This window comes from Shewanella sp. WXL01 (assembly GCF_012263345.1).
Taxonomy (GTDB): Bacteria; Pseudomonadota; Gammaproteobacteria; order Enterobacterales; family Shewanellaceae; genus Shewanella; species Shewanella maritima.
Window position 1 is genome coordinate 432,248 of record NZ_JAAIKQ010000001.1, and the last position, 26,328, is coordinate 458,575.

The following is a 26,328-nucleotide window of genomic DNA, read 5'->3' on the forward strand; positions in this document are numbered from 1 at the left end:
GTTGTTATTAACTGTCCTAACAGAGTTTTTTGGCTAATAAAAACACAAATATCACAATATTTGACCTATATTGGCACGCCAATGTTGTTATCTATTTAGGTGTATAAATGTTGTGATTTGGTTGCGTTTTTTGAGGTGCGTGCAGGCTAAAGCTGGTTGATTTGACGCTGTGGAGCCTGAGCATTGTTGATTAGAACCTGAGGAAAGTCAGTATTTAAATAATGGATGAATTCGACGCTACATTTGTTACTTTAACGCGGAAATGTGCAATAAAAAACAAGCAGACAACCAAGAAAATAGCGAGTAACTCTAAAGCCCCACACTAAACTCAGCCGTCAATGGAGTGGATAACGATGCAATCAGCTAAGAGCTAACAATAAAGAGCTAAGACTAATCATAGCCAGTTAGCTCCATATAACCTGTGCCTTGGTGAGTGCCACTAAAGCTAATCGGCCCTTCCCAATAAGCGACTGAAAGCGCCATATCACTATCAGGATTTAGCGCCTGAGTTTGTATATCTATATTTTGGCTTTCTACCTGAATTCGCCAGGCAACAGGGTGTTTACCAAGCTTGGTTTGCTGCCATTGGGTAGGCGTCATGGTGATATCGTCAGGATTATCTTTGCTGGTGAGATTGTTGCCGCTGCCATCTCGCTGCATCAACCTCGCACTAAAGAAATGATCGCTTGGATCATCACCCCTTAGTCTAAAGATCATCATGGTTTGCTCATCAGTTAACCGCAGCGAAAACCAATCCCAGCCTTGCTGTGACTTGGTTAAAAACTGCGAGCTCCACTCTCTATCTAACCAAGCTTTGCCGCTGACTTTTTCGCTCTTACCGTCGCGCTGCACTGTGCCAGAAACCTCAATATAAGGCTGGCTGTAATAGTAAGAGGCAACCGAGGAGTCAGCATACTTAATGCTATAGCCGTTATCGCCCTGACGCTGAAATGGCACAGTACTGTCTAGCTGTAGTGTAAAGCCAAACTCTGCTTGCTCGGCTGTTAAAGTTGCTGGAAACAAGTCCTTAGTTTGACTTTGCCAGCGCCAGTTGTGGGTAAAAATGGCTAGCGGACTTGCTTGCACGCTAGCAAGCTGTGGGTGGGCACGAGACCATTTTTCATCAATAAAGTGCTGGTCTTTTGAGGTCAGTGCGGCATGAGCCATATAAACTTGATTAGTTTGCCAGTCTGCTGATCGTGCAAGCGGTTGGTTAGCAGATTGAGTGTCTTTAACTGATTGAAACTCAGCTGGTGGCGTTAGTGCGATTCTAAATTGAGTCCACTGCAGGCCAAGTGGTTCACCAGACTCAGTGGTCAGGTTGGCGGTTAAGTACCACCATTCTTGTTTAAAGTCGTTGTGAGCTTGATGATCTTGCGGGAACACTAACGGCTTGTTGGGCACTACCTTGGTATAACCTACCGCGTCATTACCCATTATTTTACCCATGTCGCGCTCTGTGCTAGCTGGGTTATCAGAGCAAGCTGACATAGATAGAGTTAGGCACAAAGATAGACACAGGGCGGTATAAGTGGCGCTTAGGTTATTAACTGACTTGAGCATTTACGCACCCTCCTGCTGCAGGCTAGCAATCAAAGGTTTACGGGTTTGCCAGTAAAGCGGCGCTGCCACAGCCAACAGGCAGCTGACAATTGACGTAGCGACTACCTGACCATAGCTGCCCCAATCCCATACCATAGCAATACTCCAACCAAAGGCTTGTAAGGTCACTTTGCTAATCACCAGATAACCAAGCAGCGCGCCCATTGGCATGGCAACCAAACAAGTCAGCAGCACAATAAACAGCATTTGGCTAAAGGCCATCTTTTGTAATTGCCGGCGCGATACCCCAAGGGCAAATAGGCGCGCAAATGGCGCAAGCCTAGCTTGAGTGAGCATGGTTGTGGCGCTAAATAGCCCAATTGCGGCTACGATTAAAGTTAAGCTGTTAAGCACCAGTGTGATTGAAAAGGTACGCTTAAAAATGGCAATGGCCTCTTTCTTAATCCTTGTTTGGCTATACATAGAGGCATTGCTGAGGTTAAGCGTTTGCTTGAGCTCGGTTTGCAACTCGTCGAGTTCGCCTTGATAGTCAACCGCAAAACTAATGGGATCGCGCGGCAGTGGTGATGCCTGCCACAGCGTCTGGCTAATAATCACTTCACCGGCTGGATTGCCGTAATCGTAGTAGATGCCGCCCACAATTACTGGCTTGGTTAGCTTATCAATTTGCAAGCTATCACCAATGTTTAGTTGCTGCTTTATTGCTAATGGCTCACTAATAATTACAAACTCACCGTCGGCGAATGCCTTCCAGTATTGGCGATCATCGAGTGTCTCATCTCCCGGCTGCGTAAGCCTTTGCTTCATGGCTGAGGTTTGCTCAACTGAGTTTAAATCGCGGCTGACTAGCGCTATTGGGACTGATAAGTCGAGGTCTGATGCGCCAGGGACTAATAAGTGAGTGGCTGTGCCGTTTTCGGCAGTTATCTTGTTGCTGCTCGCAGCATTAAACGTTGCGCTTATCTTGGCGTTAGCACGCCACTGGGCGTAAAGCGCGCTAACCTTTTCATCCTGCGCAAGCTTAGCTTTAAGCTCAGGGATCACTTGTGGGTTAGGTTTGATATAAAGCTCGGCGTGCAACCGAGACTCTAGCCATTGCTTGAGGGTGATTTCAAAACTGCCCACTAAGGTGTTCATGGCGATATTGGCGCAAATGGCCAGTAGCATCGCCATCATAGCTAGCCCAAGTGGCGCAATAATCTGTTTACTTTCAGCAATGGTGTATTGAGTTAAGCCCTGCAGGTTAAACCTTTCAAACAGGCTAATCAGCAGGGTGAGCACTTGTGGCAGCATTAACGGGATCGCCACAGTTACTCCACCTAACAGCACCAAACTATGCTGATAATTAGTGGTGAAGTTAATCGCGACAAAGCTTACCAGCAGCAGTGCGCTACCAAACATAAACAGCTTACGGTGTAACTTGCGGTAGTGTTTACTCTTAGGGCGCTGATAAGCCCCTTGTGCCAACGGCGAGCGGCTTAGCCCTAACAACATGGGTAAGCAGGCAAATAGCGCCGCAGATGAAGTTAGCATTAACGCTTGAGTAAACCATTGCCACTGCCATTGCCCCGGCATTAACCGCGCGCCATAAAGCTGCTCTAAAGTTAGCGCCACCATAGGTTGCAGCCACTGCGACAGCTGCAAACCAATGATAAAACCTAGCAAGGTGCCCATTATTACCAAAATGAGTAACTCAATCACCAGCGCTGTCATTAATACCGGGCGCGCCACGCCTTGCTGCATCAGCTGAATACATAAACTGTGGCGTTTCATTAAGCTATAGCGCACACCGTTATAGGCAATAAATAGCCCCACCAAAAAGGCGAGCATGCCCATGGCTTTTAGATTTAGATGGAAGCTGTCCGTGAGGGCGCTAAGTGATGTGCCATCATCATCGGCGCTGATATTGAGCTTGCTTATATCAAAGCCGTTGGCTTTGAAAACAGCGCTCGCCTCATCGACCAATTGTGCCTTGGTTTGGCCTTCATATTTAGGGTACAAGGCAATATAACTTAGCTTACCTTCACGCTTTAATAGTGGTTGCACTACAGATAGATCAGCCAGCAGCTCATTACCTAAACCTGCGCTGTCATCAACGGCAATCACCTCTAGTGTTTTGCCGTTAAGTGAAGCTTTACGCGACGGTGAGTATTTATCTGCCAGCGAGCGGCTCATTAAAATGGCTGGGTAGCCAGACAGCAGCTTAGCGGTGGGAATGGTATCTGAAAATGGCTTGATTCGCCCCTCAGTGCTCTTATTGGTGACCTGCTTATCCATGCCTATGGTTAGGGCGCTAAATAAGTCGTTGCCTGTGATTGACCAAGGATTACCGTTGGGGCCGGCGGCCAAGCCTTCAAGCACCGCAAGCGCAGGAATGCCTGCTTGAGTCAGGGCAAAATACAGTTGCTCGTCAATTTCATCGCTACTATTGGCACTCACATAAGCACTGGCGCGTTGGCTTAACAGCTCGGTTGCCTCGCTGTAACTGCTGATGGCGTTTTCATTGGTCGCTTTAACCCCAATAAGTAAGGTCACCGCTAGCGCAATACCCACCAAAATCGCGCTCGCTTGTACTGGGCTGTGGCGATAATGATTTAGAAAAACCTTGGCGGTTAAAAGCGTATGCTGCCAACGCATTACACTGCCTCGCTTGATTCTGGCTGAGTTGCTACTTGAGAGTCGGTTTGGGTGCTCGTGTGAGTGGCTATATGAGTCTTTGAAACAGTATCTTGCACAGCTGTCTGAGCCGAGCTTACTTGCGTATCTTGGTTAATATGGCCGCTTTCTAAATGCCAGCGGCTTTGCATATAGTTAGCGCACACTTCGCTGTGAGTGACCATCAATACACAGGTTTGCTGTTGTTTGGCGAGCGAAGTCAGCAGGCTCATTACTTCTAAACTGGCGCTGTGGTCAAGGTTGCCTGTTGGTTCATCGGCAAGCAGTAATGCTGGTTTGTGGGCTAAAGCGCGGGCGATGGCAACTCGTTGCTGCTGGCCGCCTGAAAGGGCTTCCACGTCACGACTTAAAAGTGGTCTAAGGCCTAAATTGTCAACCAGATGATCGCACCAGTCATCCCAGTTAAGTTTATTAAGTTGCAGGGCAAAGCGAATGTTGTCGCGCACATTAAGCGGTGTCAGCAGATTAAATTGTTGAAACACCACGCCGAGCTGCTGGTGGCGAAATTCACTCCATTGTTTGTCTTGCCAGTGACGGGTTTCTTGCCCAAGTAGCTTTAGGCTGCCCGCGGTTGGATGTTCAAAACCAGCAATAATGTTAAGCAGGGTGCTTTTACCGCTACCACTCGCGCCCGTTAAGGCAACCGTATCACCTTGGTTGAGGGCGATAGATAGATCTTTAATGACCTGATGCTCGCCTTCACCATCATGAAAGCTTTTACAAATGTGGCTCAGGGCAACGATTGGCTGACTCATAGCGTTCCTTGTCTGCTGTCTGCTGATGTGAAACGAATACTAGCTTTCTAACATTCGAGCTAGCTTACATTTAAGCTAGCTAACACACGTGTTCGATAGCATAACCAGTTGTTAAATAGAATAATACCTTATACGAGCGAACCGAGGTTAAAGATTGCTCATCTTGGATTTGTTTTAGCGAAGCAGGTAAGAGTCAAGAGGCTGGGTGAGCGCATGAGTGATTAATTATCAACCATGTACTAAGAGTTAACGAACTTTGATTGCGCAAGACGCCGTAAAATCATCCATGATGGCTCCGCGTTAGCATCCCTGCTAAAGAGGCTTGCTTACTCAAAGCTCATTAATCCCATAAGAAAACGCGTTGTAAATGTTCATGTTCTCGCCCTGAGCCAAGAGGCTAGCTTAGTTGTGTTAAAAACTGCAAAATATCGACTAGTAAATACTCGTCGCTAATTGCGACAAAGGATTGTACTCAGGGTTAGATTGCAAACTATGCAACTAAACCAAGAGACTATGACAGGACAAGTTATGACTAAGCTGTTAGGGAAGTTTTTACGGGCTAGAAGGCTGATTAATATATGAAAGAAGAATTAAGTAAATTTATTCGAAGGAAGAAACAGGTCAAAAAGCAGGCTTTAAATCATGACGTTATTTTTGCGAGGAATGGGGAGGCAATTGATGCTTATATTAAATCAGGCTCATTACCCACGGTTGATTTGAGTCGCTATGAAGAAGATTATTTACCTTGGGAGTTTTTAAATTCTCAGTTAATTATACCGCTTAACCATTACGAATTGATTGTTGAGGAAGATTATATTCGCTCTGGTAAAGTAGATTTGGACTTGATAAAGCAATGTCTAGAATATGGTTATCTTCAAAGTGTAATTGCTCATTATGTGAAGCGAATGTAAATACAGAGGTTTGGTGAGCCATCATCGAAGAAGTATGCCTGCTCTACAGTTCTTAATTTGGTTTTTGCTGTTCTTGTTGATGACTATCATAAAGCCGATGTGCTATTTGATATTTATCGGGATTTTTATGAGAATAATGGAATTATAAGGTCAAAGGGTCATATTTTGGACTTTGTTGTTCAGCTATATGCTAGAGCAAGAGGGAAGCAAGAATGTCACAGTGTTGAAGGGTTTAAATATAAAGAAATAATAGAAAATTGGGATGTGGAAGTAGATGAACTATACCAAGAATATGTTGAGCTACTTCTGAATGATCAAGTGGCTCAAGTTGTATCGCCACCTTCAAAATTCTTTTATGAGTTTAGTAATTTAAACTGGCGGTTTGTGCCTTACTCAGTACTCATGCTGATGAAGTTACGTCAAGATAACAACCTCAGCGCCCCCCCCAATTCACCATCAAGCCTTTAGTAATATTGATTTAAACAGTGTTTTTGTCAGTGATGCAGGCATAAATCAGGATCAACAATATCACCAGCTACGAGAGAAAATATACAGCCAAGGCTTTGATAAAGTGCTTGAAACTTACCAATCGCACTTTGCCCAATAAGCTCAGCGTCAACTCCGTTAATAAGGACATTACATGGAACATATTAAATTACATGAGCCTATAAATTTCACCTTTGATGCTGAGCATATTGAACGCTTAAGAGTGGCGATGGAGAATAAAATCACTCGAAACCAAAATGAAATTACCAAGCCGATATATCAGCAGCTTTATTTCAAACAGCGTGACTGGTATAACCTCTTTTCTCAGTTAATCCGTTTTGGCTTAATGGTTGATGATAATAGTTATTTCCATCGGGCGATGCCATGTTTAGATTTGGCAATTGAAACCAGCACTGTGTTAATGCATGGTGTAATGAATGATTCAGGTAGTGACAAAGTCGTGGAATATAATGGGCAAATGCTTAGTCTACCCTTTATGCCGCTTAATAAACGCATTATGTGGGTGAACTGGAGTGATTATTTGTGTCAGGCAATATTTCGACGTGATAAAAGTGCGGTGGATATATTGATGCAATTTACGCCGGAAAAAGCCATGCAAGTAACCGATGAACCAGAACAGTATACCGCCTTTTATGTGCGTTTTTTAAAAGGGTTGTTGGATGTCAATGCCGATCATAGTGTGCTTATTGATGAAATGGAACGAGAGCATAAAAAACACTTTTCTTTGAGGTTTTTAAAAGCACTAGAGCCGTTTTATTATCTTGCTAAAGAGGATAGAGCAGGCTTTGAAACGTCGATTATTCATTCTTCAAAAATGCATCGCACGCATGTGAAGAAAGTTCGTAATAATATGACTCACAGCCCATTGGCATTTTACCCTCCGCAGTTAAACGCTGCCGCCAGTTTAGCATTCGATCGCCATGGTTGGAGGTTAGAGCACCAGAATGACTACTTGCCAGAGTGGTTAATCTACAACGAGTTTTAGGTCGAGTTAGCTTTGCTACAGCTCGCTTCAACATATACTTGGTAGTGGGTGGAACCCAAATTAACCCAGTTACCATTAAGCTGCATCCTAACCGTATGAGGCACCTCTTGTAGGTGAGTTGCGGTTACGTCCGCTACATTACTGCACAAGTCTTGTACTTTAGCGTGAGCCGTATTGTAGGCGGTTATTTTGTCTGATGATACACAGCTAACAATCAAATTCGGCCGTGGAGTCTTGACTTGTGTTTGCTGAGACAGGCTTATATTTTGCTCTTGTGAGGTACAGTTTGCGGGCACGGGTAACACGTTACAGCCACATATAACCAGAGTTAGCATAATTGGTGTAAGTTGCTTCATTGTGTTTTAGGGTGAATTTGAAAGTGTTGCTTATTTATACGGTATTTGCGCCGTGCTTGATAGTGGCTTGTGTTAGCTTAATTGTTGAAATAGTCACTAAAAAGCCCCGAAACCATTAGTTTAGGGGCTTTGTTGTCTTTGTTTTGACTTGCCTTGCTTTTACTCGATTAGATTACTTTAGCCTTGCAGGCGCTCTTTGCGTAAAACCTACTCTTCGTCTTCCAACGAGTATGGCAGGGCGACAATGCTTAGCTCAGACACTGCATCATCTTTAATACGTAATTTGGCTGTATCAGGTGTGTCGTTAGCCAGCACTGCTGTTAGCAATACTTGCTCGTCTTGTTGTACAAACTCGATGATGTTGCCGCCGCGTCTAAAGCCGTCTTCGTCGGCGATTTCAACTTGAGTTTCAGCGCTTAATTCTGCGCTGGCGGTGCCTTTAAGAATGTACAGAGCGCGCTTGTTACCGCCGCGGTATTTCATGCGCGCTACGGTTTCCTGACCCATGTAGCAGCCTTTGTTAAAGCTAATACCGTTAATGGCCTGCAGGTTACACATTTGCGGCACGTATTGATTGGCGTGCTCAGCGCCGATATTTGGGTAACCCGCTTTAATTTCTAGTGCTTTAAAGTGGCTATTGTCGGTAAGTGCAACGCCCGCTTTTGCTTGTAGCTCAGCTACTTTCTCGCTGGCGATAACAACAATAAAGCGCTCGCCATCTTTGATGACAGTGGCATCGTCAAATTGATTAAGCTCGTGCTCTGGCGCGCCAAATTGCTCAGTGATAAAGCTTGCTGCATTCGCGCCGCTAACACCGATGAGTGCTAATGAGTCAGACACATCAACTAACTCAGCTTTGCTAAACACCGCGTATTTTTGCAGTTGTGGTAGGTCAACGGCTAAGGTGTCTTTTGGCATTAACATCATTAAATTGTCGCCAATAGCAAAGGTACGAAATGCGGCTAGCATTTTGCCTTTAGGGTCACAGTGTGCGCCCCAGCGCCATTGATTTGCTTCTAGCGAGGTGATGTCTGTGGTCACTTGACCATGAATAAAGCTGCGGCCTTGCTCGCCACTAATTTCAACCAAACCTAGGTGAGAAAGGTGTGATAACACTAATGCAGGTGGTGTGTCGTTAAAGGTCCAGTCAATCGGTTGTGCTGAAATAGTCATAGTTGTCCCTATTAATGCCGGAATGCGGGTGCTAGTTGCAGAGTCAGCAGTTTGTTATCTAATTTAAATCTCGATACAAATACCTTGGTACTTGTGTACCTTGGCTCTGATATCACCCATACGCTTGCTATCTTTTTATAATGTGGGCGATTGTGAAAAAAACAACAAAAAAGCGACCCCTTTTTGAGATCGCTTTTAAATTGGCGAGTTAGATCACTCTATTGAGCTGATGCTCGAACTTCCTAGTCAAACAACACGCGAGTACGAATAGTGCCTTCAATTGACTTAAGTTGACCAAGTGCTTCTTCAGCTTGGTCTGAGTCAACTTCCATTACCACGTAACCGATATCTGCAGTGGTTTGCAGGTACTGCGCCGCAATGTTGATGCCTTTTTCAGAAAACGCTTGGTTAATCTTAATAAGTACACCAGGGCGGTTGTGGTGAATGTGTAGTAGGCGCGAAGTGCCAGAGTGCTGTGGCAGTGATACTTCAGGGAAGTTAACCGCAGACAAAGTTGAGCCATTGTCTGAGTATTTGGCGAGCTTGCCAGCGACTTCAATACCAATGTTCTCTTGCGCTTCAGCTGTGCTGCCACCAATGTGCGGGGTAAGCAGTACATTATCAATGCCGCGCAGTGGGCTGATAAATTCATCGTCGTTCGACTTAGGCTCGACGGGGAATACGTCAATCGCCGCGCCTGCAACATGGCCAGCTTTTAAGGTCTGCGCTAAAGCGTCAATATCAACTACTGTGCCGCGAGATGCGTTAATAAAGAATGCGCCTGGCTTCATCTGCTCAAATTGCAGTGAGCCAATCATATTCTTGGTTTGCGGTGTTTCTGGTACGTGCAAACTGACTACGTCAGCTTCAGCTAATAGTGCTTCAAGGCTGGCGACTTGTGATGCATTACCTAAAGGCAGCTTGTCTTCAATGTCGTAAAAACGTACTCGCATACCTAGGGTTTCAGCCATGATACCTAGCTGAGTACCAATGTGGCCGTAACCAATGACGCCTAGGGTTTTACCGCGTACCTCAACACTGCCGTTGGCGCTCTTTAACCAGCCGCCGCGATGACAGATAGCGTTACGCTGCGGAATGCCGCGCATTAGCATGATGATTTCGCCAATGACTAACTCAGCCACACTACGGGTGTTAGAAAACGGTGCGTTAAAGACTGGGATACCCAGCTTTTCAGCCGCTTGCAGGTTGACTTGGTTGGTGCCAATACAGAAACAACCAATGGCAACGAGTTTTTCAGCATGTTTAAGCACGGACTCGGTAAGTTGAGTACGGGAGCGAATACCTACAAAGTGCGCGTCTTTTATCGACTCAAGCAGTTGCTCTTCTGGCAACGAGGCTTTGTGATATTCAATATTGGTGTAACCTGCACGTTCTAGTACATCTACCGCAGTTTGGTGGACGCCCTCTAAAAGCAGGATTTTAATTTTATCCTTATTGAGCGAATGTTTCGCCATGATATGGGTACCCTCTCATTCAAAAATGTGCGTAAACTAAGCTGACTCCGTCAGGGCTCAAAAATACCACCTTTTTATGAGTATGTGGAGGGCTAGATGGCTAAAGTCGATGTTCTGTCACTAGAACAATAATGAATAAGAGGGATTTTAATTGAATAAAAAGGCAAGTTACTTAGTTATTTATGTAATTATCTTTTTCGCGACAGTTGCCTGGTCGGCGATTGAGCCTAAAGATAGGTTTACTTGGTGGTTAGAAGCGATACCAGCATTGCTTGCACTGCCCATCTTGGTTGCCACTGGCAAGCGCTTTCCACTCACGCCACTGGCGTATTTTCTGATTCTTATTCACTGTATAGTGCTGCTGGTGGGTGCTAAATATACCTACGCAGAAGTGCCTTTGTTTGACACCATTGCCCAGTGGATGGGCAGCGAGCGCAATAATTACGACAAGGTAGGGCATTTTGCTCAAGGCTTTGTGCCTGTGATACTCGCCCGTGAGGTATTGCTACGTAATCAAGTGCTGCAAGTGGGTATGTGGTGCCAGTTCCTATGTGTCTGTTTTGTGTTGGCATTCTCTGCCTTTTATGAGCTGATTGAGTGGTGGGTTGGCGCAGCATCAGGTGAAGGCGCAGAAGCATTTTTAGGCACTCAAGGTTATGAATGGGACACCCAGTCGGATATGTTCTTAGCACTCATAGGTGGTATCGTGGGGTTAACCTTGCTGACAAAATTACATGATAAGCAGTTAAAACACTGTTGAAATTAGCGTTTATTAGGGGATAATAAATTACCCAAGCTTGAAACAATCGCTTGATTTATAAAGGCTAGTTTTGTTTGAAACGCTGCCATTATTAGTATTTAAGACATAGCCCTATGCTGTGTTGTGGGCTAAGGTATAGTTGTGGTTAGCTAGGGTATGGCTGCGCTGCAACTTTAGTGCGTATTCATACTTAAGTTTTAAGCTTTTTACTTTCGAGCTAGTGATTATCTACTACTATTTGATGGGTAGGGATTGTCATCATAAATTAGTATGAGAGGTAGGAGATACCTCTGAGCGGATTTGTAGGCATTTTTTTGTTGTGCTTTTGGGTGAATATTAGTTATTTCACAGCACATTTTGTGAGAACTTTTCAGGGAGAAAAGTGATGAGCTCAAACATTAATGAATTAGTTTTTTTACACCAGATTTCTGCGCCTTGTCATTTAGCTATTTTGGCAGAGTCAATCGGCATGAAAACACGGATTGTAAAGCATGCAGGTGAGTTAGAGCTAGAGAAGTACACCAACAGTTTTTATCTTATCGCCCAAGATGGCGCGGCATTAGACAGCAATGGCATACCGCTGATTGTGTCGCGTATCGCACCTCATGTTCCTGTGGCAATTTATCAAGTTGAACGCGGCACGTTAGAGCCTGAAGCAGCCTTATTGTTAGGTGTGCGCGGATTGCTGTATAGCGATCAGCGCATGGATCTCATGTTGACTGGTTTACGTAAAATGGTGTCAGACGAGCTTTGGTACGATCGCACCTTGATCAGCAAAACTTTCCGCCGTTTAGTGAAGAAGGTAGATACTTCAAGCCCAGTACCAGAAGAAACTGCCGCCATGATTGAAATGCTAACTTCACGTGAGCGCACGATTATTCAGTTGGTATCATCTGGAGCACGTAATAAAGAAATTGCTCATCGTTTGTGTATTAGTGAGCACACGGTGAAAGCGCATATTTCGTCGATTTTCCGTAAAACTCAGTCGCGCAATCGGGTTGAATTACTGCGCTGGGCGCAGACTTATCAAACCCACTTTGAGCTAGTGAGTTAATTCGATTATCTAGCTAATTTAACGAGCCACCACTTTGGTGGCTTTTTAATTACTTCCCCTAAGATATTGATGTTGAATAGGTATTTATTATCAATAACGTTATGTCGATAATTTTCCGTTGATGCCGTACTTAAATAGCCTGCTAGGCAATGACATTTAAAGCACGCCGTTAACACATCCTTGTGGGCTCTGCGAAAACATCCATGTTTTCAAAGGCTTTAAATGTCATTGCAACTAGATGCTACTGCTGATTAAGCTTAGCCTAGGCGGCTTTATATTAAGTGATAACACTAAATCTGCTTTCAGAAGATAGAGCTGTATGCCGTAAAGCCTTGACTGAGTTGCATAGCAGCTTAGCTTTGAGGTAAAAACGCGTTAAGCTTAATATTTATTAAACGCTTTGATAAACAACAAGAATAACCAAGGATAGTAGTATGAGTATTTGGTACAAAGATATCACCCTAGAAGATTGTGAACGCCTGGATGCTGGAATGGGTGGCAAAGGTACCTTGATGACAACACTTGGAATTAAAGTGACCGAAATTGGTGAAGATTACATGACGGCGACTATGCCAGCGGATCCGTCGGTTCATAACCCATTAGGAATTGTGCACGGCGGCGCTAACGTTGCCCTTGCCGAAACGGTTGCCAGTTACGCCGCAAACTTTGCCGTCGATTTTGAAAAGTATTACTGCGTGGGTCAGGAGATCAATGCCAACCATTTGAAAGCCTCTCGCAAGGGCACACTGACTGCAACCGCAAAACCCGTTCATTTAGGTAAACGTAGCTCAGTATGGGAAATTTTAATCCATAATAGTGCTAATGAATTATGTTGTATTTCACGTATGACTGCGGCAGTCGTAAAGCGCTAATAGTAAGCGCTGAACGCTTAGTCCCGATAGCTAAACAAAGATAGTGAGTAGGGCTGTTTACATAGTTGGTGAACATGCCTAAGGCATATATTTACTGCCGCGACATTAAGGAGAGAGTATGGAAAGCGCCACAATTTGGGAATGGATTGGCTACCTAGCCTCAGTGCTGGTCGCCGTGTCGTTAACTATGTCTGACATTAAAAAATTGCGTTGGTGGAACCTGCTAGGTGCAATTTTGTTTGTTGCCTACGGCCTAGCAATCGGCGCGCTGCCGGTCGCATTAGTCAATGCCTTTATCGCCTGCATTAATGTGTACTATCTCAATAAGCTATATCGCGAGCCGCAGCAAGATGAAGAGCAGTAAACAGTGAGCTAGGACTATATAGTTTGAGCTGATTTGAGTTATTTACGTTATACCTGTGAATGGGAGCTAAAAGCTCCCATTTTTGTTTTTGGTGCTGGCGCGGTTGTGTCAGAAGATAGCTTTCTCATGCTTGTTCTAGCTAGCTAATATTAAGTGCTAACATTCGTTGACGTGTTCAATTTATCTTGCTGATAAAAAATTAAATTCTGCATATTACGAGTTGATTAACCCACATCAAACTCCTTAAGTAAATATCACCTAGGCTTCGTCCCTCGCAGAGAACCAATTCTAACAGTAGCTAAGCTATTTCTACATAACTTTAAATCGATAAATGTGATTGTTTTAATCTGATTTAATCGCTTTTTAGGTTTATCGCTTGCGCCTAGTATGAAGCTATTCAAGTAGCTAGGAGGACATCCTATGCCAACGTTAGTCGATTTAATTGAGCAGTGGTTAAAGCCAACGAAGTAAGGAATTTGATATGTCACAACAGTATTTAACGAGTCAAAGCGGTGCACCGATCAGCGATGATCAAAATTCATTATCAGCTGGCGAGCGCGGTCCAGTTTTATTGCAAGACTGGCATCTAATTGAAAAGCTAGCGCACTTTAATCGCGAGCGTATTCCTGAGCGTGTTGTTCATGCCAAAGGTACAGGTGTTTACGGTAAGTTCACCCTAACTAAAGATTTAAGTGAATACACTCTGGCCGATCATTTCAACGAGGTAGGCAAAGAAACCGAGACTTTTGTGCGTTTCTCTACTGTGGGCGGTGAGATGGGCAGTGCTGACGCTGAGCGTGACCCACGTGGTTTTGGTCTGCGTTTCTACACAGCGCGCGGTAATCACGACATTGTGGGTAACAACACGCCGACTTTCTTCTTACGTGATGGTATTAAGTTCCCAGACTTTATTCATACCCAAAAGCGTAATCCGCAAACAAACTTAAAAGATCCACAAGCTATGTGGGACTTTTGGGCTGCTAACCCAGAGGCGATGCATCAGATCACAATCTTAATGTCTGATCGCGGTATCCCAGCTAACTATCGCCAGATGCATGGTTATGGCTCGCATACATTCTCTTTTTGGAATGCTAAGGGTGAGCGTTACTGGGTTAAGTTCCACTTTAAGTCACAACAAGGTGTGGTTAACTTAACCAATGAGCAGGCAGATAAGCTAAAAGGTATCGATCCTGATTCGTCACAGCGTGACATAGTGGTAGCGATTAAAGATGGTAACTTCCCTAAGTGGACAGTGAATGTGCAAATCATGCCAGAAGCAGAGGCTAACACTTATCACATCAATCCCTTTGATTTAACTAAGGTGTGGCCACATGCTGACTACCCACTCATTGAGATTGGTGAGTTAGAGCTAAATCGCTTACCTGAAAACTACTTTGCTGAAGTTGAGCAAGTTGCTTTAGCGCCAAGCAACCTGGTGCCAGGTGTCGGTGCATCGCCAGATAAAATGTTGCAGGCACGTTTGTTTGCCTACGCTGATGCGCAGCGCTACCGCATCGGAGCTAACTACAATCAGTTGCCAGTTAACTGCCCACATGCAACTAAGGCAAATCATCATCAACGCGGCGGCGCGATGGCTGGTACTCAGTGCCCATATCATGGCGGTCAAACCGGTGGTGATGCCACAGCCAATTATGGTCCAAACACCAAAGAGCCATTAGTTGAGTCGGTTGACTTAAAAGAGCCACCGTTGCGCATAGATGGTGAAGCAGACCGCTATAGTCGTTACGACCAGAATGACTATGAGCAAGCTGGTAACTTGTATCGCATCTTTGATGAAGGTGAAAAGCAGCGCTTAATTGAAACCATTGCGGCAACCTTGAGTCAGGTGACGCCTGAAATTCAAAGCCAAATGGTTGAGCACTTCACTAAAGCTGATGCTGACTATGGTCTAAGAGTCAAAACCGCGCTAGAAATTAGTTAGGGTTTGTTTCTTAATTATTTGATAAAAGCAGAGTCATTTGGCTCTGCTTTTTTATTTTCAGCCCTAAATCACCTACTTCAGTAGGTGGTCATCATCGAGTAGGCTTTGCCTGTATTTCTGTTTACATGACATGTTAGGTTGAGCCTGCTATGTAATGATATTTAAAGCACGCAGCAAGCACATCCCCCCTTTGTTTTACTAGAAGGCTCAACGAAAACATCCATGTTTTCAAAGGCTTTAAATATCATCACTTATAGATGCTATTGAGAATACAAAACCACTGAAAGCCCCCTTTTAGGGGGGAAACACAAAGCCACCTTCTTTAGTAGGTGGATATTTGTTTGCTGATGTCCTTTAACTTCGAGATAGCTCAAACAAATATGAAAAACCTGCAGTGTGTACTGCTGTATCGGTGTAATGTTTCGTCATTGCAAAGGCTAAGGTTAATTCAAGTGTGCCAATTGTTATGTAATTGTTTCTAAACGCCTCGCAAACCCTTTTAAATAGGAAGTTTCTTGCTCGATAATTTTGCCTCTGCTACTGTCGTTTGAACTACAAAAATAACGACGGGATTTTTCAGTGAACTTAAAAATACTTGGCTCAATTGCCATTGTTGCCGGTACTGCCATTGGTGGCGGTATGTTGGCATTGCCTTTGGCAACCGCTGCGCTAGGCATGGTGCCAGCTATTGTGCTGCTGACGGTGATTTGGGGCACATCAGCTTACACCTCTTTATTAATGCTAGAAATTAACCTACGTACTGGCGTAGGTGACAATGTGCATGCAATTACGGGCAAAACACTAGGTAAGCTTGGGCAGGTTATTCAAGGTGCGTCGTTATTAAGCCTGCTATTTGCGCTGACTATGGTCTACTTAATGGGCGGTTCATCATTGCTTGAAGTACGCCTAGAGCCTTTGCTGGGTATGAAGTTAGATAACCGCATCGCGGTGTTGTTATTTACCTTTATCTTCGGCGGAATTATTGCTGTTGGCGTTAGCTGGATTGATAAAGTCTCACGTATTTTATTCTCGGCAATGGTTGTGTTGTTAGTGGTGGTTGTCGCCTTCTTACTACCTGAAGTTAATGCGAGCAACATCATTGGCGAGGCGAGCAAAAGCATTGTTGAAGCAAGTGAGCTAAACCAATTATGGATGGCGGCGATTCCTGTGGTATTTACCTCATTTGGTTTCCATGTTTGTATCGCTACTATCGTGCGTTACCTGGATGGCGATGCGCAATCTCTGCGTAAGGTATTACTGATAGGTTCAACCATCCCGCTAGTGAGTTACATCTTATGGCTGCTAGTAACGTTAGGTACTATTGGCGGCGCCACGGTTCATGGTTTTGAAGGCTCGCTGCCAGCATTAGTTGGTGCACTGCAGCAGGTAGCTGATTCAGCCATAATCCGTCAGTGTGTTGATATCTTCGCTAATCTTGCGCTGATCACCTCGTTCCTCGGTGTAACCATGAGCCTATTTGATTACATTGCTGAGCTAACTCGCGCCAAAGACAATTTTGCTGGTCGCGCGCAAACCTGGGCGTTAACCTTTGTACCGCCGTTATTGTGCGCTTTGTTCTACCCAGATGGCTTCTTCCAAGTGCTTGGTTTTGCCGCAATCCCACTGGTAGTGATGATCATGTTCTTGCCTGTCGCAATGGCATTTAAACAGCGCCCGCAAAACCTAGGTGGATATCAGGTTGCTGGTGGTAGCTTTGGCTTAGGACTTATTTCGCTACTAGGTGTTGCAATTGTGGTTGCTCAACTAATGGTGGCGTTAGGCTAAGGTCTAGGTGCTGTGAAGCTAAGCTTCCAGAAATTAACGGCATTTTGTAATAGAGTGTTTAGTTCGCTGGGAACATAGCAACAGTTTTGATAAAGTCAGGCAATTCGCCTGACTTTTTTATTGGCGTTTTCCCAAGGTTGCGAGAGCCTGTGCATGTGTTAGTAAGTAACGCGGAATTCTCCCAACGCTGAAATCGATAAAACGGAATTAAGTAAAATGAAAAAATGGCTATTAACAGCAGCGATTGCCGCCAGCTTTGGTGCAACTGCTGATGAAGGTATGTGGCAACCATATCAACTGCCGGCAATGGCAGATGAGCTAAAAGCAAAAGGCTTAGAAATTGATGCTAAGTCTATCTCTAAATTAACCGAATTCCCGATGAATGCCGTGATCAGCCTAGGTGGTTGTTCTGCGTCATTTGTATCGCCAAAGGGTCTAGTGGTGACTAACCACCACTGTGCATACGGCTCAATCCAATACAACTCAACGCCAGAGAAAAACCTGCTTAAAGACGGCTTCTTAGCAAAAACTTATGCTGAAGAGCTGCCGGCAACACCGGGTTCACGCATTTATGTGACTGAAGAAGTGACAGACGTGACCGACAAGGTGAAGTCAGGTCAAATGAGCAAAACTGGTAATGACTTCTACAAAGGCATTGAGCAAGCTGAAAAAGCCCTCGTTGCTGAGTGTGAAGCTGAAGATGGTTACCGCTGTAAGGTTTACAGCTTCCACGGTGGTCTTGAGTACTACCTAGTTAAGCAAATGGAAATCCGTGATGTACGCCTAACTTACAACCCAGCGGGTAGTGTAGGTAAATACGGTGGCGACATTGATAACTGGATGTGGCCACGCCACACTGGTGACTACTCTTTCTACCGCGCATACGTAGGTAAAGACGGTAAGCCAGCTGATTACAGCAAAGACAACGTACCATACGAGCCAAAGAGCTTCTTGAAAGTTTCTGCTAAAGGCGTAAGCGATGGTGATTTTGTGATGGTTGCAGGTTACCCAGGCCGCACTAACCGTTACCGCACAGCTAATGAAGTAGAGAATCAGTTCGAGTGGGCATACCCAGAAGGTAAAATTCTGCGTGAGCGCTTAATCGAAATCATCAAGACTACGGCTGCTGAAGGCAGCGATGAGCGTATTAAGTACGAAAGCGCGATTGCTGGTCTAGCTAACTATGCTAAAAACTTCACTTCGATGATCGAGTTCTATGGTAAGTCAACCATGCTTGATGACCGTAAAGCACTTGAAGCAAACCTAGCTAAGTGGATTAACTCTGACAGCAAGCGTAAAGCAAAATACGGCAAAACCTTAGCTGAGCTAGACAAGTTAATCGCTCAAGGCCAGCAAGGCCAAGAGCGTGACATTCTGCTGTCTTACATGGGCTACACCACCATGAAGAGCACAGCTGAGCGCCTATACCGCCTAGCGAATGAAAAAGCACTGCCTGATATGGAGCGTGAGCCAGGCTATCAAGACCGTGACATGACTCGCTTTAAGTCTAGCATGGAGCGTATTGACCGCCGTTACGCTGCAAGCGTTGATAAAGCGATTTTAGCTGACTTACTTAAGCGTTACGCCGCGCTGCCAGCAGATCAACGTCTAAAAGACTTTGATAAAGCATTCGGCATCGGCAAGAAGTTTGATCAAGCCAAGCTAATGAAAACGCTTGATAAAATGTACGCAAAAACCAAGCTAAACGACAAAGAAACGCGTCTAGCATGGATGGACAAGTCTGTAGCTGATTTTAAGAAGTCTAACGATCCATTCATCAAGTTTGCTGTGGCAACCTATGATGAAAAAATGCAGCGTGAGAAAAAAGCTAAACAACTTGCAGGTGACTTAATGAAGGTTCGTCCGCAGTTTATGGACGCTATTATCGCTTACAACCGTGAGCTAGGTAAGCCAGTATACGCTGATGCGAACTCAAGCCTACGTGTATCGATTGGTAATGTAACAGGTTACTCGCCGCAAGATGGTCTTGTTGCTGTGCCGTTTACTCGCCTTGAAGGTATTGTGGCTAAAGATACAGGTGCTGACCCGTTTGATGCGCCTAAGCGTCAGTTAGAGCTTATCAACAACAAGCAGTACGGTGATTTCTACATGAAAGACATCGACTCAGTGCCGGTTAACTTCCTATCGACACTAGATACCACTGGTGGTAATTCAGGCTCGCCAACCTTAAATGGTCGCGCTGAGCTAGTAGGCCTGCTGTTTGACGGTGTATACGAGAGTATCATTGGTGACTGGGGCTATGACCCACAAACTAACCGCTCAATTCAGGTTGATAGCCGTTACATGCTTTGGGTAATGAAATACCTAGATAAAGCTGACAACCTACTAGAAGAAATGGAAATCGTTCACTAATTTCTTAGGTTAAGCCAATACTAAAAATGCCAGCAAATTGCTGGCATTTTTGTTTTCAGCCTTAAACCACCTACTTCAGTAGGTGGTTATCATTTGTTTAGGCTTTGCTTGTAAATTCTAGTGTTTTCTATATCTGGCAGCTTAGATTGTTTGCTCACGCCGCAATGACATTTAAAGCGCGCAGCAAGCACATCCCTGTGTGCTCGACGAAAAAATCCTTGTTTTCAACGGCTTTAGATGTCATTACAACTCTAGTTTATAGTTTCAACCGGTGAAGCTAGGCTCCCTTCTAGGGAGCTAACACAAAGCTACCTTTTTCAGAAGGTGGTAATTTACATCTGTTAAGGGAACATACAGTAAGACTAGTCTGCCTTAGTCAGTGACCTTAGCGAAGCGAGTTCATCATTGGTTAACTGGCGCATTTCACCCTCATTAACATCTGCAAATATTAACTCACCAATGGCTACGCGTTGTAAGTCGCAAACATAATAGCCCAATGCTTTTGCCATGCGGCGAATTTGGCGGTTCATGCCCTGAGTTAAACATATTTCGAACTGACGCGTTGAGCCAATCTCACCAATCGCGCTAACTTTGCATGGCTTGGTAGTGACATCCTTATAGCTAACTCCAGTTGCCATTTTGTGGATAAACTCGGCATCAAACTCATGCTCAACTGTTACATGATAAGTTTTAGGGTAATGAAACTCTGGGTGCATAAGTTGCTGGTTAAATTGCCCATCGTTGGTCAGTAATAACAAGCCGCGTGAGTCTTTATCTAGCCGCCCGACTGAAAACAATCTGACATCTTCAGGCAAGTGGTGGATGAGGCTAGCTTGGCGCTGCGCATCAAGATTACAGTCAATCCCCACTGGTTTGTGGTAAATCCAATATTGTTTTGCTTCAGGCTTATCAACAGCAATGTCATCGACGTAAATATCTGGGACTTGCGCATCATCGACCTTGTCGGTGTGGTTCGCTAAACGCCCGTCAATTTTAACTCGCCCTTCGGTTATCAGTTTTGATGAGTTTTTGCGTGATGCCACGCCGCACATGGCAAGATAATGAGCGAGTCGGTATTGAGTCATGAATTAGCTGCTTATGCGGTTTGTTGAAAGTGCGAGTGGCCAATTATTGTTAGCCCGAATGGCTGGATTATAAATTAGCGTAGCTAGATTGGACAATGACAGACTGTTGATGCTTGATGTGTTTGCGCATATCTAAGCAAAGTGACACACACCAAAGGATATTGACGTTGGTGAGTAACCACATCGACAACGACACAGTACAAATACTGTTGTCGGCATGGGCGCAAGGTGGAAAATCTAGCACCGACCAATCAATTTGCAACATTAGGCTTAAGGTGCACAGCACACCAAAGGTGGATAAAGCCAAGACCTTTTTCGAAATAGTTGATTTTGTTATAAAAAAATTGGGGATACATAGTAAATGCAAGCTAAAGGAGCTGAGCATATACAAGGTTGAAACCTTACGGTGCCAGTCAATAAAGTTAATTGGGAACACGCCCATCAACAAAATGCTTAAGCCAACAATGGCGCCTGTTACTGCTATGTAGCGGTTAAGGCTATCGTTAAAGGTAAAGTAAACCCCAAGCATGGCCAGCATTAAACAAAAGCCAGCTGACAACAAAGACATATTAAATACGATCGCAAATGATGAGGTGAGGTAGTTACCAAAGGTGTCAGGACGAGTGTTTATGGTTTCGAGTGTGAGGCCGTTAGTTTCAACATACAGGGTAGCGCCCACTCCAGCAGTGCAGATCACCGCTGTGAATAGCGACATAAAAAATATCACTAGATGTAGGTCAAGGTTGTGCTGTGAGTTAGCCAAGCGTTCGCGATTTTTGGTTGTTGTTTTACAAAATATTAACCTTAAGACTGACAATGTCAAAGCAGAAAGTTGTCTCGCGATGAGGAGTTATGGTGGTGTTTAGCCAGGTCGTTGCTGCGTAGTTGCACTTAAGCTGTTAAAACTACAGACGATATTGTTTTAAGCTAGGTAACAAAAAGCCCCAAAAATGGGGCTTATGAATATGTCTTTCTGGCTTAAAAGCCTTTGTTTCCTTAGGCGCTATGCGGTGCGCTTACGCATGGTGACAATGACTACAGCAACAACCGCTAGGATCATGCAGTACCACACGTTTGAAATCGCTGCTAAAGGACTGATAGAGAAAGTTGAGGCAATGAGCAGTGCTTGTGCGCCATGAGGGATTAGGCCTTGTACAATACAGGCGAAGATATCCAAGATACTAGCAGCACGCTTGGGTGTAACCTGATTCTTTTGTGCTAAATCTTTAGCAATATCACCAGTAACCACAATCGAGACTGTGTTGTTGGCCACACAAGTATTTGTTGCCGCGACTATGCCCGCCATACCTAGCTCTGCAGCACGGCTTGACGCTTCACCTTTTTTCGATGAAAAACGAGCAATAAGCGCCTCAATCTTAGAGCTAACAAAAGCTAACCCGCCTTGTTGTTGCATTAGCGCAGCAAGGCCGCCGACAAGCATTGAAAGAATGAAAATTTCTTGCATGTTAGTGAAACCAGCGTAAATGTCCTGACCAAAGGTAACCATGGTGTAGTCGGCTGTTGCCACGCCTGTTAAGCCTGCCAGAACGATACCTATAGACAAGACCACAAATACATTTAAACCAGAGACTGCCAGAATAAGAATGGTTAGATAAGGCACTACATTAATGAAGCTATAGCTTTGCGCTTCAATATCTGCCTGACCTTGGCCCGCAAAAGCAAAGGCAATCAGGGTGATAAAAGCTGCCGGCGCTGCAAAGATAATGTTTTCACGGAATTTATCTTTCATTTCACTACCTTGAGTACGGGTTGCCGCAATCGTGGTATCTGAAATAATTGATAGGTTATCGCCAAAAAGTGCACCAGACATGACCGCACCCGCCATTAAAACGTAATCAATCTGCGCCTGGTCTGCCACGCCTAATGCCACAGGTGCAACAGCAGCAATAGTGCCCATTGAAGTACCCATTGCGGTAGCAATGAATGCGGCGATGATGAAGAATCCTGGCAGAAGTAATTCTGATGGAATGAATGACAAGCCCATGGCAACAGTAGCATCTACGCCGCCCGTTGCTTTGGCTACAGAGGCAAATGCACCTGCTAACAAGTAGATCAAGCACATGGCGATGATGTTGCTATGGCCGATACCTGCAATGAAGGTTTCGATGGCATTGTTTAGTTTTTGCTTAGATAAGATCAGCGCCAGAATGATTGCGGGCAAAATCGCAATCACGCTTGGTAGTTGATAGAACGCATAATCAACTCCCTGACTTTGGAAATAGAGTCCGGCACCAATGAACAGGCCTAAAAACAGGAACAATGGTAACAGCGCAATAAATGACGCTGGCGTGGCGGACGGAGCCGCTGATGGTGTTGTTTTTATTGTCAAAATTTTCTCTCTTTTATACGCGCCAAAAATGACTGCACAAATGATCCATCAAATTAAAATCGGTGATGCCAGCGACCCTTGCTCAATGTAAGTGAAAGTGAGTCTTACCTGATATAGATAAAATTACTTTCGCTAATATAGTTAACACATCACCTTAGGTTTTTGCCAATCTTAGGGATTCAAATCATCACTGTCAATCTAGACGTCTAGACTTCTTTGTGTCTGTTATTATTTTTATCTTATTGATTAAATTTTGTTTGGTTTTGTGGCGATATGTTAATTAAGCCAGTAACTTCCCCTGTCATCATGACCCTGGAAAGTGGGCTGTGTGAGGTGGGTATCTAAGAATTCAAAAGTGAGTTTTAGCCAAAGGGGAAAATGGCAGTGCAACATATTATTAAGCTGGTGGCGGCGAGTTTTAGCCTGTTTATTCTGTGGGTGATTTACCTAGCCAATACTGGGGCATCTAGCTCACTGTTTCATCTTGTGGCGGCCATTCCTTATGGCGATAAACTAGGTCATTTGTTATTGTTTGGTAGCTTATCTTGTTTGATGATTGTAGCTAGCCGCTTCTATCGCCTTAAATTATTTGGTAAACAAGCATACCTCGGTGCGATACTGGTGAGTTTATTTGTTATTGCTGAAGAGTTTTCCCAAGCCTTTATTGCTACTCGCACATTTGATTTTACCGACTTGTTGTTCGATGCCATTGGCATTGGGTTATCCGTCATTGTGTGTTGCAAGCTGCAACAGCGACTAGATACAGACCAAAGCAAAACACTTTAAGATTTAGGGAGCATAGCTAATGGCTAGCTTATGAAAGCTAGCACTATCATTAAGCCTCTTTTGTGGATTGTTCTGTTATCCGCTCTATCAGCCATTCTCCGGCGATACCTAGTTGGTTGCGCCAAAGTGCTTCAACAGGCCAGTAGTTTCCCATGGTGCCAAACTCAAACATGAGATCAACCAACTGGCCATTATCAACAAGGGGTTGTGACAAATGCGCTGGATACAGCGCAAACCCAAGACCAGCTAGCAACATTTCCCGCATTTGATAGAAACTGTCTACGCTGATCACACGCGTTGAGTAGCGCATGGCCTCGCGGTATTCAGGTTTAGTGCAAAAGCCTTCAGTTAGCAGAATTTGCGAGAACTTATCCATATCCTCAGGTTCAATATGACCTCTGTATTTGGTCAATGGAAACGTTGGCGCACAGACTACTCGCCATTCAAACTGGGTAATGGTTAACACGTTCATTCCTCTAGGCACCTGGTGGCGGCTAGGTCCTACATAGATATCAAATTCGTCGTCATAACTTGTGAGTGACTCAGCATCGATGAATTTCAGCTCTAGGGTTGGGTAGTTATCGTTCAGCTCCGATAGCAGTTGGTTGAATTCTAGGGATAAAGTGTAAGGGTGTACTGCGATGGTTAAGCTCGGTTCTATTCCCAGGCTCAGTGTTTCTGCATGCTGTTCCATTAAAAGGACTTTAGGCACTATGTCGAGTGCTTGAACATATAGCTTCTTACCTGCATCGGTAAGTTGAGGGCGCTTACCATGATGGCGCTCAAATATATTTAGTTCTAAGTCAAACTCCAGGGCTTGAATGGTTTTATTTACCGCTGTGTTGCTCACGCCTAGCTCTCTTGCAGCAGCCGAGAAGCTGCCGTGCTGGGCGACCGCAACAAGGTACTTAAGTCGCTCGAAAGTAATGTGCATATTGCCTCCACCTCAAATTCTGTTGCTAATTACAAGTCGCTTGAATCTTAGAAACTACTAACTTCAAAACTCAAGATCCTAACTTCAAGGCCCTAACTTCAAGAACTGTACTTCAAACTTTAGGTTGCAGGTTTTGACACTAACATAATTTTTAGTCTGCTTAAAATAGGCTCATCAGCAATAACGCTGCAAGTTTAAACAAAAGGCAGGCAATCATGAAAAAATCATTAATCGCAGTCGCACTATTAACCACACTTTCTGTTGGCATGGTAGAGGCAGCCAGCTCAATTGGCAAAACCCGTGTAGAAATGGGCGCAAATGCAAGTAACATTCTTCACCCTGATGTAAACCGATACACATACAAGCACTTGAGTGAGTTTGTAAATACCAAGCAAATTGACAATGGCGGCTACAAACAGGTCATTGAACTGCCAAAATCTTATAAGCAGTTAGATCTAAATATGACGTTTGAGCACAAAGGCGAGCGTCTAAATTTGCTTGATACCCTTAATAAGCACCGTGCAGATGCATTTGTCGTATTGAAAAACGGTGAGATAGTAGCCGAGCAATACTTTGATGGTCAGAGCGAACGTACTCATCACCAGATGATGAGTGTGACCAAATCCTTCACCGGTATTATCGCTGCAACCTTAGTTGCTGAAGGGAAACTGAATCGTGACGCCCTAGTAAAAACATATATTCCTGAACTAGCGCAATCGGCATTTAGTGATGCAACTGTGGGCGAAGTGTTGGACATGACCAACAATCTTAAATATTCAGAGGCCTACGAAGACCCTAACGCCGAGGTGTTTAAGCATGCGAAAACAGTAGGTTTAACACCTAAAGAGCCAGGTTATGCCGGTCCGCAAACCATTCATGAGTTTTTAGCAGAACTTGAAAAAGACGGCGAGCGAGATCACGGGCAAGAGTTCCATTACTTAACCGCCAATACAGATGTTGTGGCCTGGTTGATTTCAACTGTAGAGAACAAACCATTTAGTGAAGTGCTGCAAGAGCGTATTTGGACCAAGTTGGGTATGGAGCGCGGTGCATATATCATGTCAGATCCAGCGTCGGTTGGGCTTGCTTCTGGTGGGTTAAATGGTACGGCTCGAGATATGGCTCGTTTTGGACAAATGCTGGCCGATGGCGGTAAAAACCTAAAAGGCGAACGAGTTATTCACCCTAGAGCGGTTATGGAAACAGTGAAAGGTGGTGACCCAGAAAAATTTGCCAAAGGTGGCTATAGCGAAGGTGCATTAGCAGGATGGTCTTACAAAAATCAGTTTTGGCACACTATGAATGACAATCAGGCATTCACAGCGCTAGGTATTTTTGGACAATGGATTTATGTTGACCCAACCGAAAATGTTGTTGTGGTGCGCCAAGCCTCTTCTGAGAAATCTGTTGTTGACGCCTACGACCATGAAATGGTGTCTGCCATCAACGAAATCGTGAAACAGCTGAAAATGATTTAATCAACATGGTCCTTTCGTTGTTTACGCCTCGCTCACTGCTCATTGTTTATTGTTTATTTTAGTTGAGACTAAAAAAGTAAGCAGAGGCACGGTTTAAAATGATAAATCCCTTGCATAAGGCAAGGGATTTTTACGTCTATAGCG

The 26,328-nt window shown here is 44.4% G+C and carries 21 protein-coding genes; 12 read left to right on the forward strand and 9 right to left on the reverse strand.

Annotation, left to right across the window (positions count from 1 at the left end; translation table 11 throughout):
* Positions 1-390: 390 nt before the first annotated feature.
* Genes G3R49_RS01720 through G3R49_RS01730 form a run of 3 tightly spaced genes read right to left on the reverse strand, consistent with a single transcriptional unit; the run spans position 391 to position 4,994 of the window.
* Complete coding sequence (locus G3R49_RS01720; RefSeq protein WP_167868461.1) at positions 391-1,563, reverse strand: lipocalin-like domain-containing protein; 1,173 nt, start codon at positions 1,561-1,563, stop codon at positions 391-393.
* Entirely contained in the window at positions 1,564-4,200 is a 2,637-nt protein-coding gene (locus tag G3R49_RS01725) for an ABC transporter permease (protein ID WP_167868462.1), read from the reverse strand. It abuts the gene before it with no gap.
* A complete protein-coding gene (locus tag G3R49_RS01730) occupies positions 4,200-4,994 on the reverse strand; it encodes an ABC transporter ATP-binding protein (RefSeq protein ID WP_167868463.1) in 795 nt (264 codons plus the stop codon). The genes G3R49_RS01725 and G3R49_RS01730 overlap by 1 nt, the downstream gene beginning before the upstream one ends.
* 578 nt (positions 4,995-5,572) lie before the next feature.
* Between G3R49_RS01730 and G3R49_RS01735 the strand changes: the two genes are divergently transcribed.
* The 3 genes from G3R49_RS01735 (at position 5,573) to G3R49_RS01745 (ending at position 7,397) form a co-directional block, all read left to right on the forward strand.
* Positions 5,573-5,905: a hypothetical protein gene (locus tag G3R49_RS01735; RefSeq protein WP_167868464.1), complete on the forward strand. Its 333-nt coding sequence runs from the start codon at positions 5,573-5,575 to the stop codon at positions 5,903-5,905.
* A gap of 57 nt (positions 5,906-5,962) precedes the next feature.
* Complete coding sequence (locus G3R49_RS01740; protein WP_167868465.1) at positions 5,963-6,373, forward strand: hypothetical protein; 411 nt, start codon at positions 5,963-5,965, stop codon at positions 6,371-6,373.
* A gap of 172 nt (positions 6,374-6,545) precedes the next feature.
* A complete protein-coding gene (locus G3R49_RS01745; RefSeq protein WP_167868466.1) occupies positions 6,546-7,397 on the forward strand; it encodes an immunity 49 family protein in 852 nt (283 codons plus the stop codon).
* Positions 7,398-7,960: 563 nt separating this feature from the next.
* On the opposite strand, the gene ygfZ is transcribed toward G3R49_RS01745, so the two are convergent.
* A complete protein-coding gene (gene ygfZ / locus G3R49_RS01750) occupies positions 7,961-8,926 on the reverse strand; it encodes a tRNA-modifying protein YgfZ (RefSeq protein WP_167868467.1) in 966 nt (321 codons plus the stop codon).
* Between the two features lie 242 nt (positions 8,927-9,168).
* On the reverse strand, positions 9,169-10,401 hold the full coding sequence (serA, locus tag G3R49_RS01755; protein WP_167868468.1) for a phosphoglycerate dehydrogenase: 1,233 nt from the start codon (positions 10,399-10,401) through the stop codon (positions 9,169-9,171).
* Positions 10,402-10,552: 151 nt separating this feature from the next.
* Here serA and G3R49_RS01760 point away from each other — a divergent pair, with 151 nt between their 5' ends.
* From G3R49_RS01760 to G3R49_RS01790, 7 genes are all read left to right on the forward strand, one after another.
* Positions 10,553-11,161 (forward strand): DUF2238 domain-containing protein, encoded by a 609-nt coding sequence (locus tag G3R49_RS01760; RefSeq protein WP_130598823.1) that lies wholly within the window; start codon positions 10,553-10,555, stop codon positions 11,159-11,161.
* Between the two features lie 385 nt (positions 11,162-11,546).
* Positions 11,547-12,215, forward strand: a complete 669-nt coding sequence (locus G3R49_RS01765; protein ID WP_130598821.1) for a response regulator transcription factor — start codon at positions 11,547-11,549, stop codon at positions 12,213-12,215.
* A gap of 434 nt (positions 12,216-12,649) precedes the next feature.
* The gene (locus tag G3R49_RS01770; protein ID WP_130598819.1) at positions 12,650-13,087 is read left to right on the forward strand and encodes a PaaI family thioesterase; all 438 of its coding nucleotides are present in this window, start codon (positions 12,650-12,652) and stop codon (positions 13,085-13,087) included.
* Positions 13,088-13,205: 118 nt separating this feature from the next.
* Positions 13,206-13,451 carry a YgjV family protein gene (locus tag G3R49_RS01775; RefSeq protein ID WP_130598818.1) on the forward strand — a complete coding sequence of 82 codons (246 nt, stop codon included), beginning with the start codon at positions 13,206-13,208 and terminating at the stop codon, positions 13,449-13,451.
* A 481-nt stretch (positions 13,452-13,932) separates the two neighbouring features.
* On the forward strand, positions 13,933-15,393 hold the full coding sequence (gene katB / locus G3R49_RS01780; RefSeq protein WP_167868469.1) for a catalase KatB: 1,461 nt from the start codon (positions 13,933-13,935) through the stop codon (positions 15,391-15,393).
* Between the two features lie 579 nt (positions 15,394-15,972).
* Positions 15,973-17,178 (forward strand): aromatic amino acid transport family protein, encoded by a 1,206-nt coding sequence (locus G3R49_RS01785; protein WP_167868470.1) that lies wholly within the window; start codon positions 15,973-15,975, stop codon positions 17,176-17,178.
* A gap of 216 nt (positions 17,179-17,394) precedes the next feature.
* Positions 17,395-19,551 carry a S46 family peptidase gene (locus G3R49_RS01790; protein WP_167868471.1) on the forward strand — a complete coding sequence of 719 codons (2,157 nt, stop codon included), beginning with the start codon at positions 17,395-17,397 and terminating at the stop codon, positions 19,549-19,551.
* Positions 19,552-19,913: 362 nt separating this feature from the next.
* Here G3R49_RS01790 and G3R49_RS01795 read toward each other — a convergent pair whose 3' ends face one another.
* The 3 genes from G3R49_RS01795 to G3R49_RS01805 all read right to left on the reverse strand — a co-directional run bounded on the left by G3R49_RS01795 (position 19,914) and on the right by G3R49_RS01805 (position 22,989).
* The gene (locus G3R49_RS01795) at positions 19,914-20,636 is read right to left on the reverse strand and encodes a pseudouridine synthase (protein ID WP_167868472.1); all 723 of its coding nucleotides are present in this window, start codon (positions 20,634-20,636) and stop codon (positions 19,914-19,916) included.
* 67 nt (positions 20,637-20,703) lie between these two features.
* The gene (locus tag G3R49_RS01800) at positions 20,704-21,351 is read right to left on the reverse strand and encodes a hypothetical protein (protein ID WP_167868473.1); all 648 of its coding nucleotides are present in this window, start codon (positions 21,349-21,351) and stop codon (positions 20,704-20,706) included.
* 288 nt (positions 21,352-21,639) lie between these two features.
* On the reverse strand, positions 21,640-22,989 hold the full coding sequence (locus G3R49_RS01805; RefSeq protein ID WP_348633908.1) for a Na+/H+ antiporter NhaC family protein: 1,350 nt from the start codon (positions 22,987-22,989) through the stop codon (positions 21,640-21,642).
* 375 nt (positions 22,990-23,364) lie between these two features.
* On the opposite strand from G3R49_RS01805, the gene G3R49_RS01810 reads away from it, so the two are divergent.
* Complete coding sequence (locus G3R49_RS01810; protein WP_167868474.1) at positions 23,365-23,772, forward strand: VanZ family protein; 408 nt, start codon at positions 23,365-23,367, stop codon at positions 23,770-23,772.
* Positions 23,773-23,821: 49 nt separating this feature from the next.
* Here the strand turns inward: G3R49_RS01810 and G3R49_RS01815 are convergent, their stop codons facing one another.
* Positions 23,822-24,706 (reverse strand): LysR family transcriptional regulator, encoded by an 885-nt coding sequence (locus tag G3R49_RS01815; RefSeq protein ID WP_167868475.1) that lies wholly within the window; start codon positions 24,704-24,706, stop codon positions 23,822-23,824.
* Positions 24,707-24,921: 215 nt separating this feature from the next.
* On the opposite strand from G3R49_RS01815, the gene G3R49_RS01820 reads away from it, so the two are divergent.
* Entirely contained in the window at positions 24,922-26,184 is a 1,263-nt protein-coding gene (locus tag G3R49_RS01820; RefSeq protein WP_167868476.1) for a serine hydrolase, read from the forward strand.
* Positions 26,185-26,328: the final 144 nt, after the last annotated feature.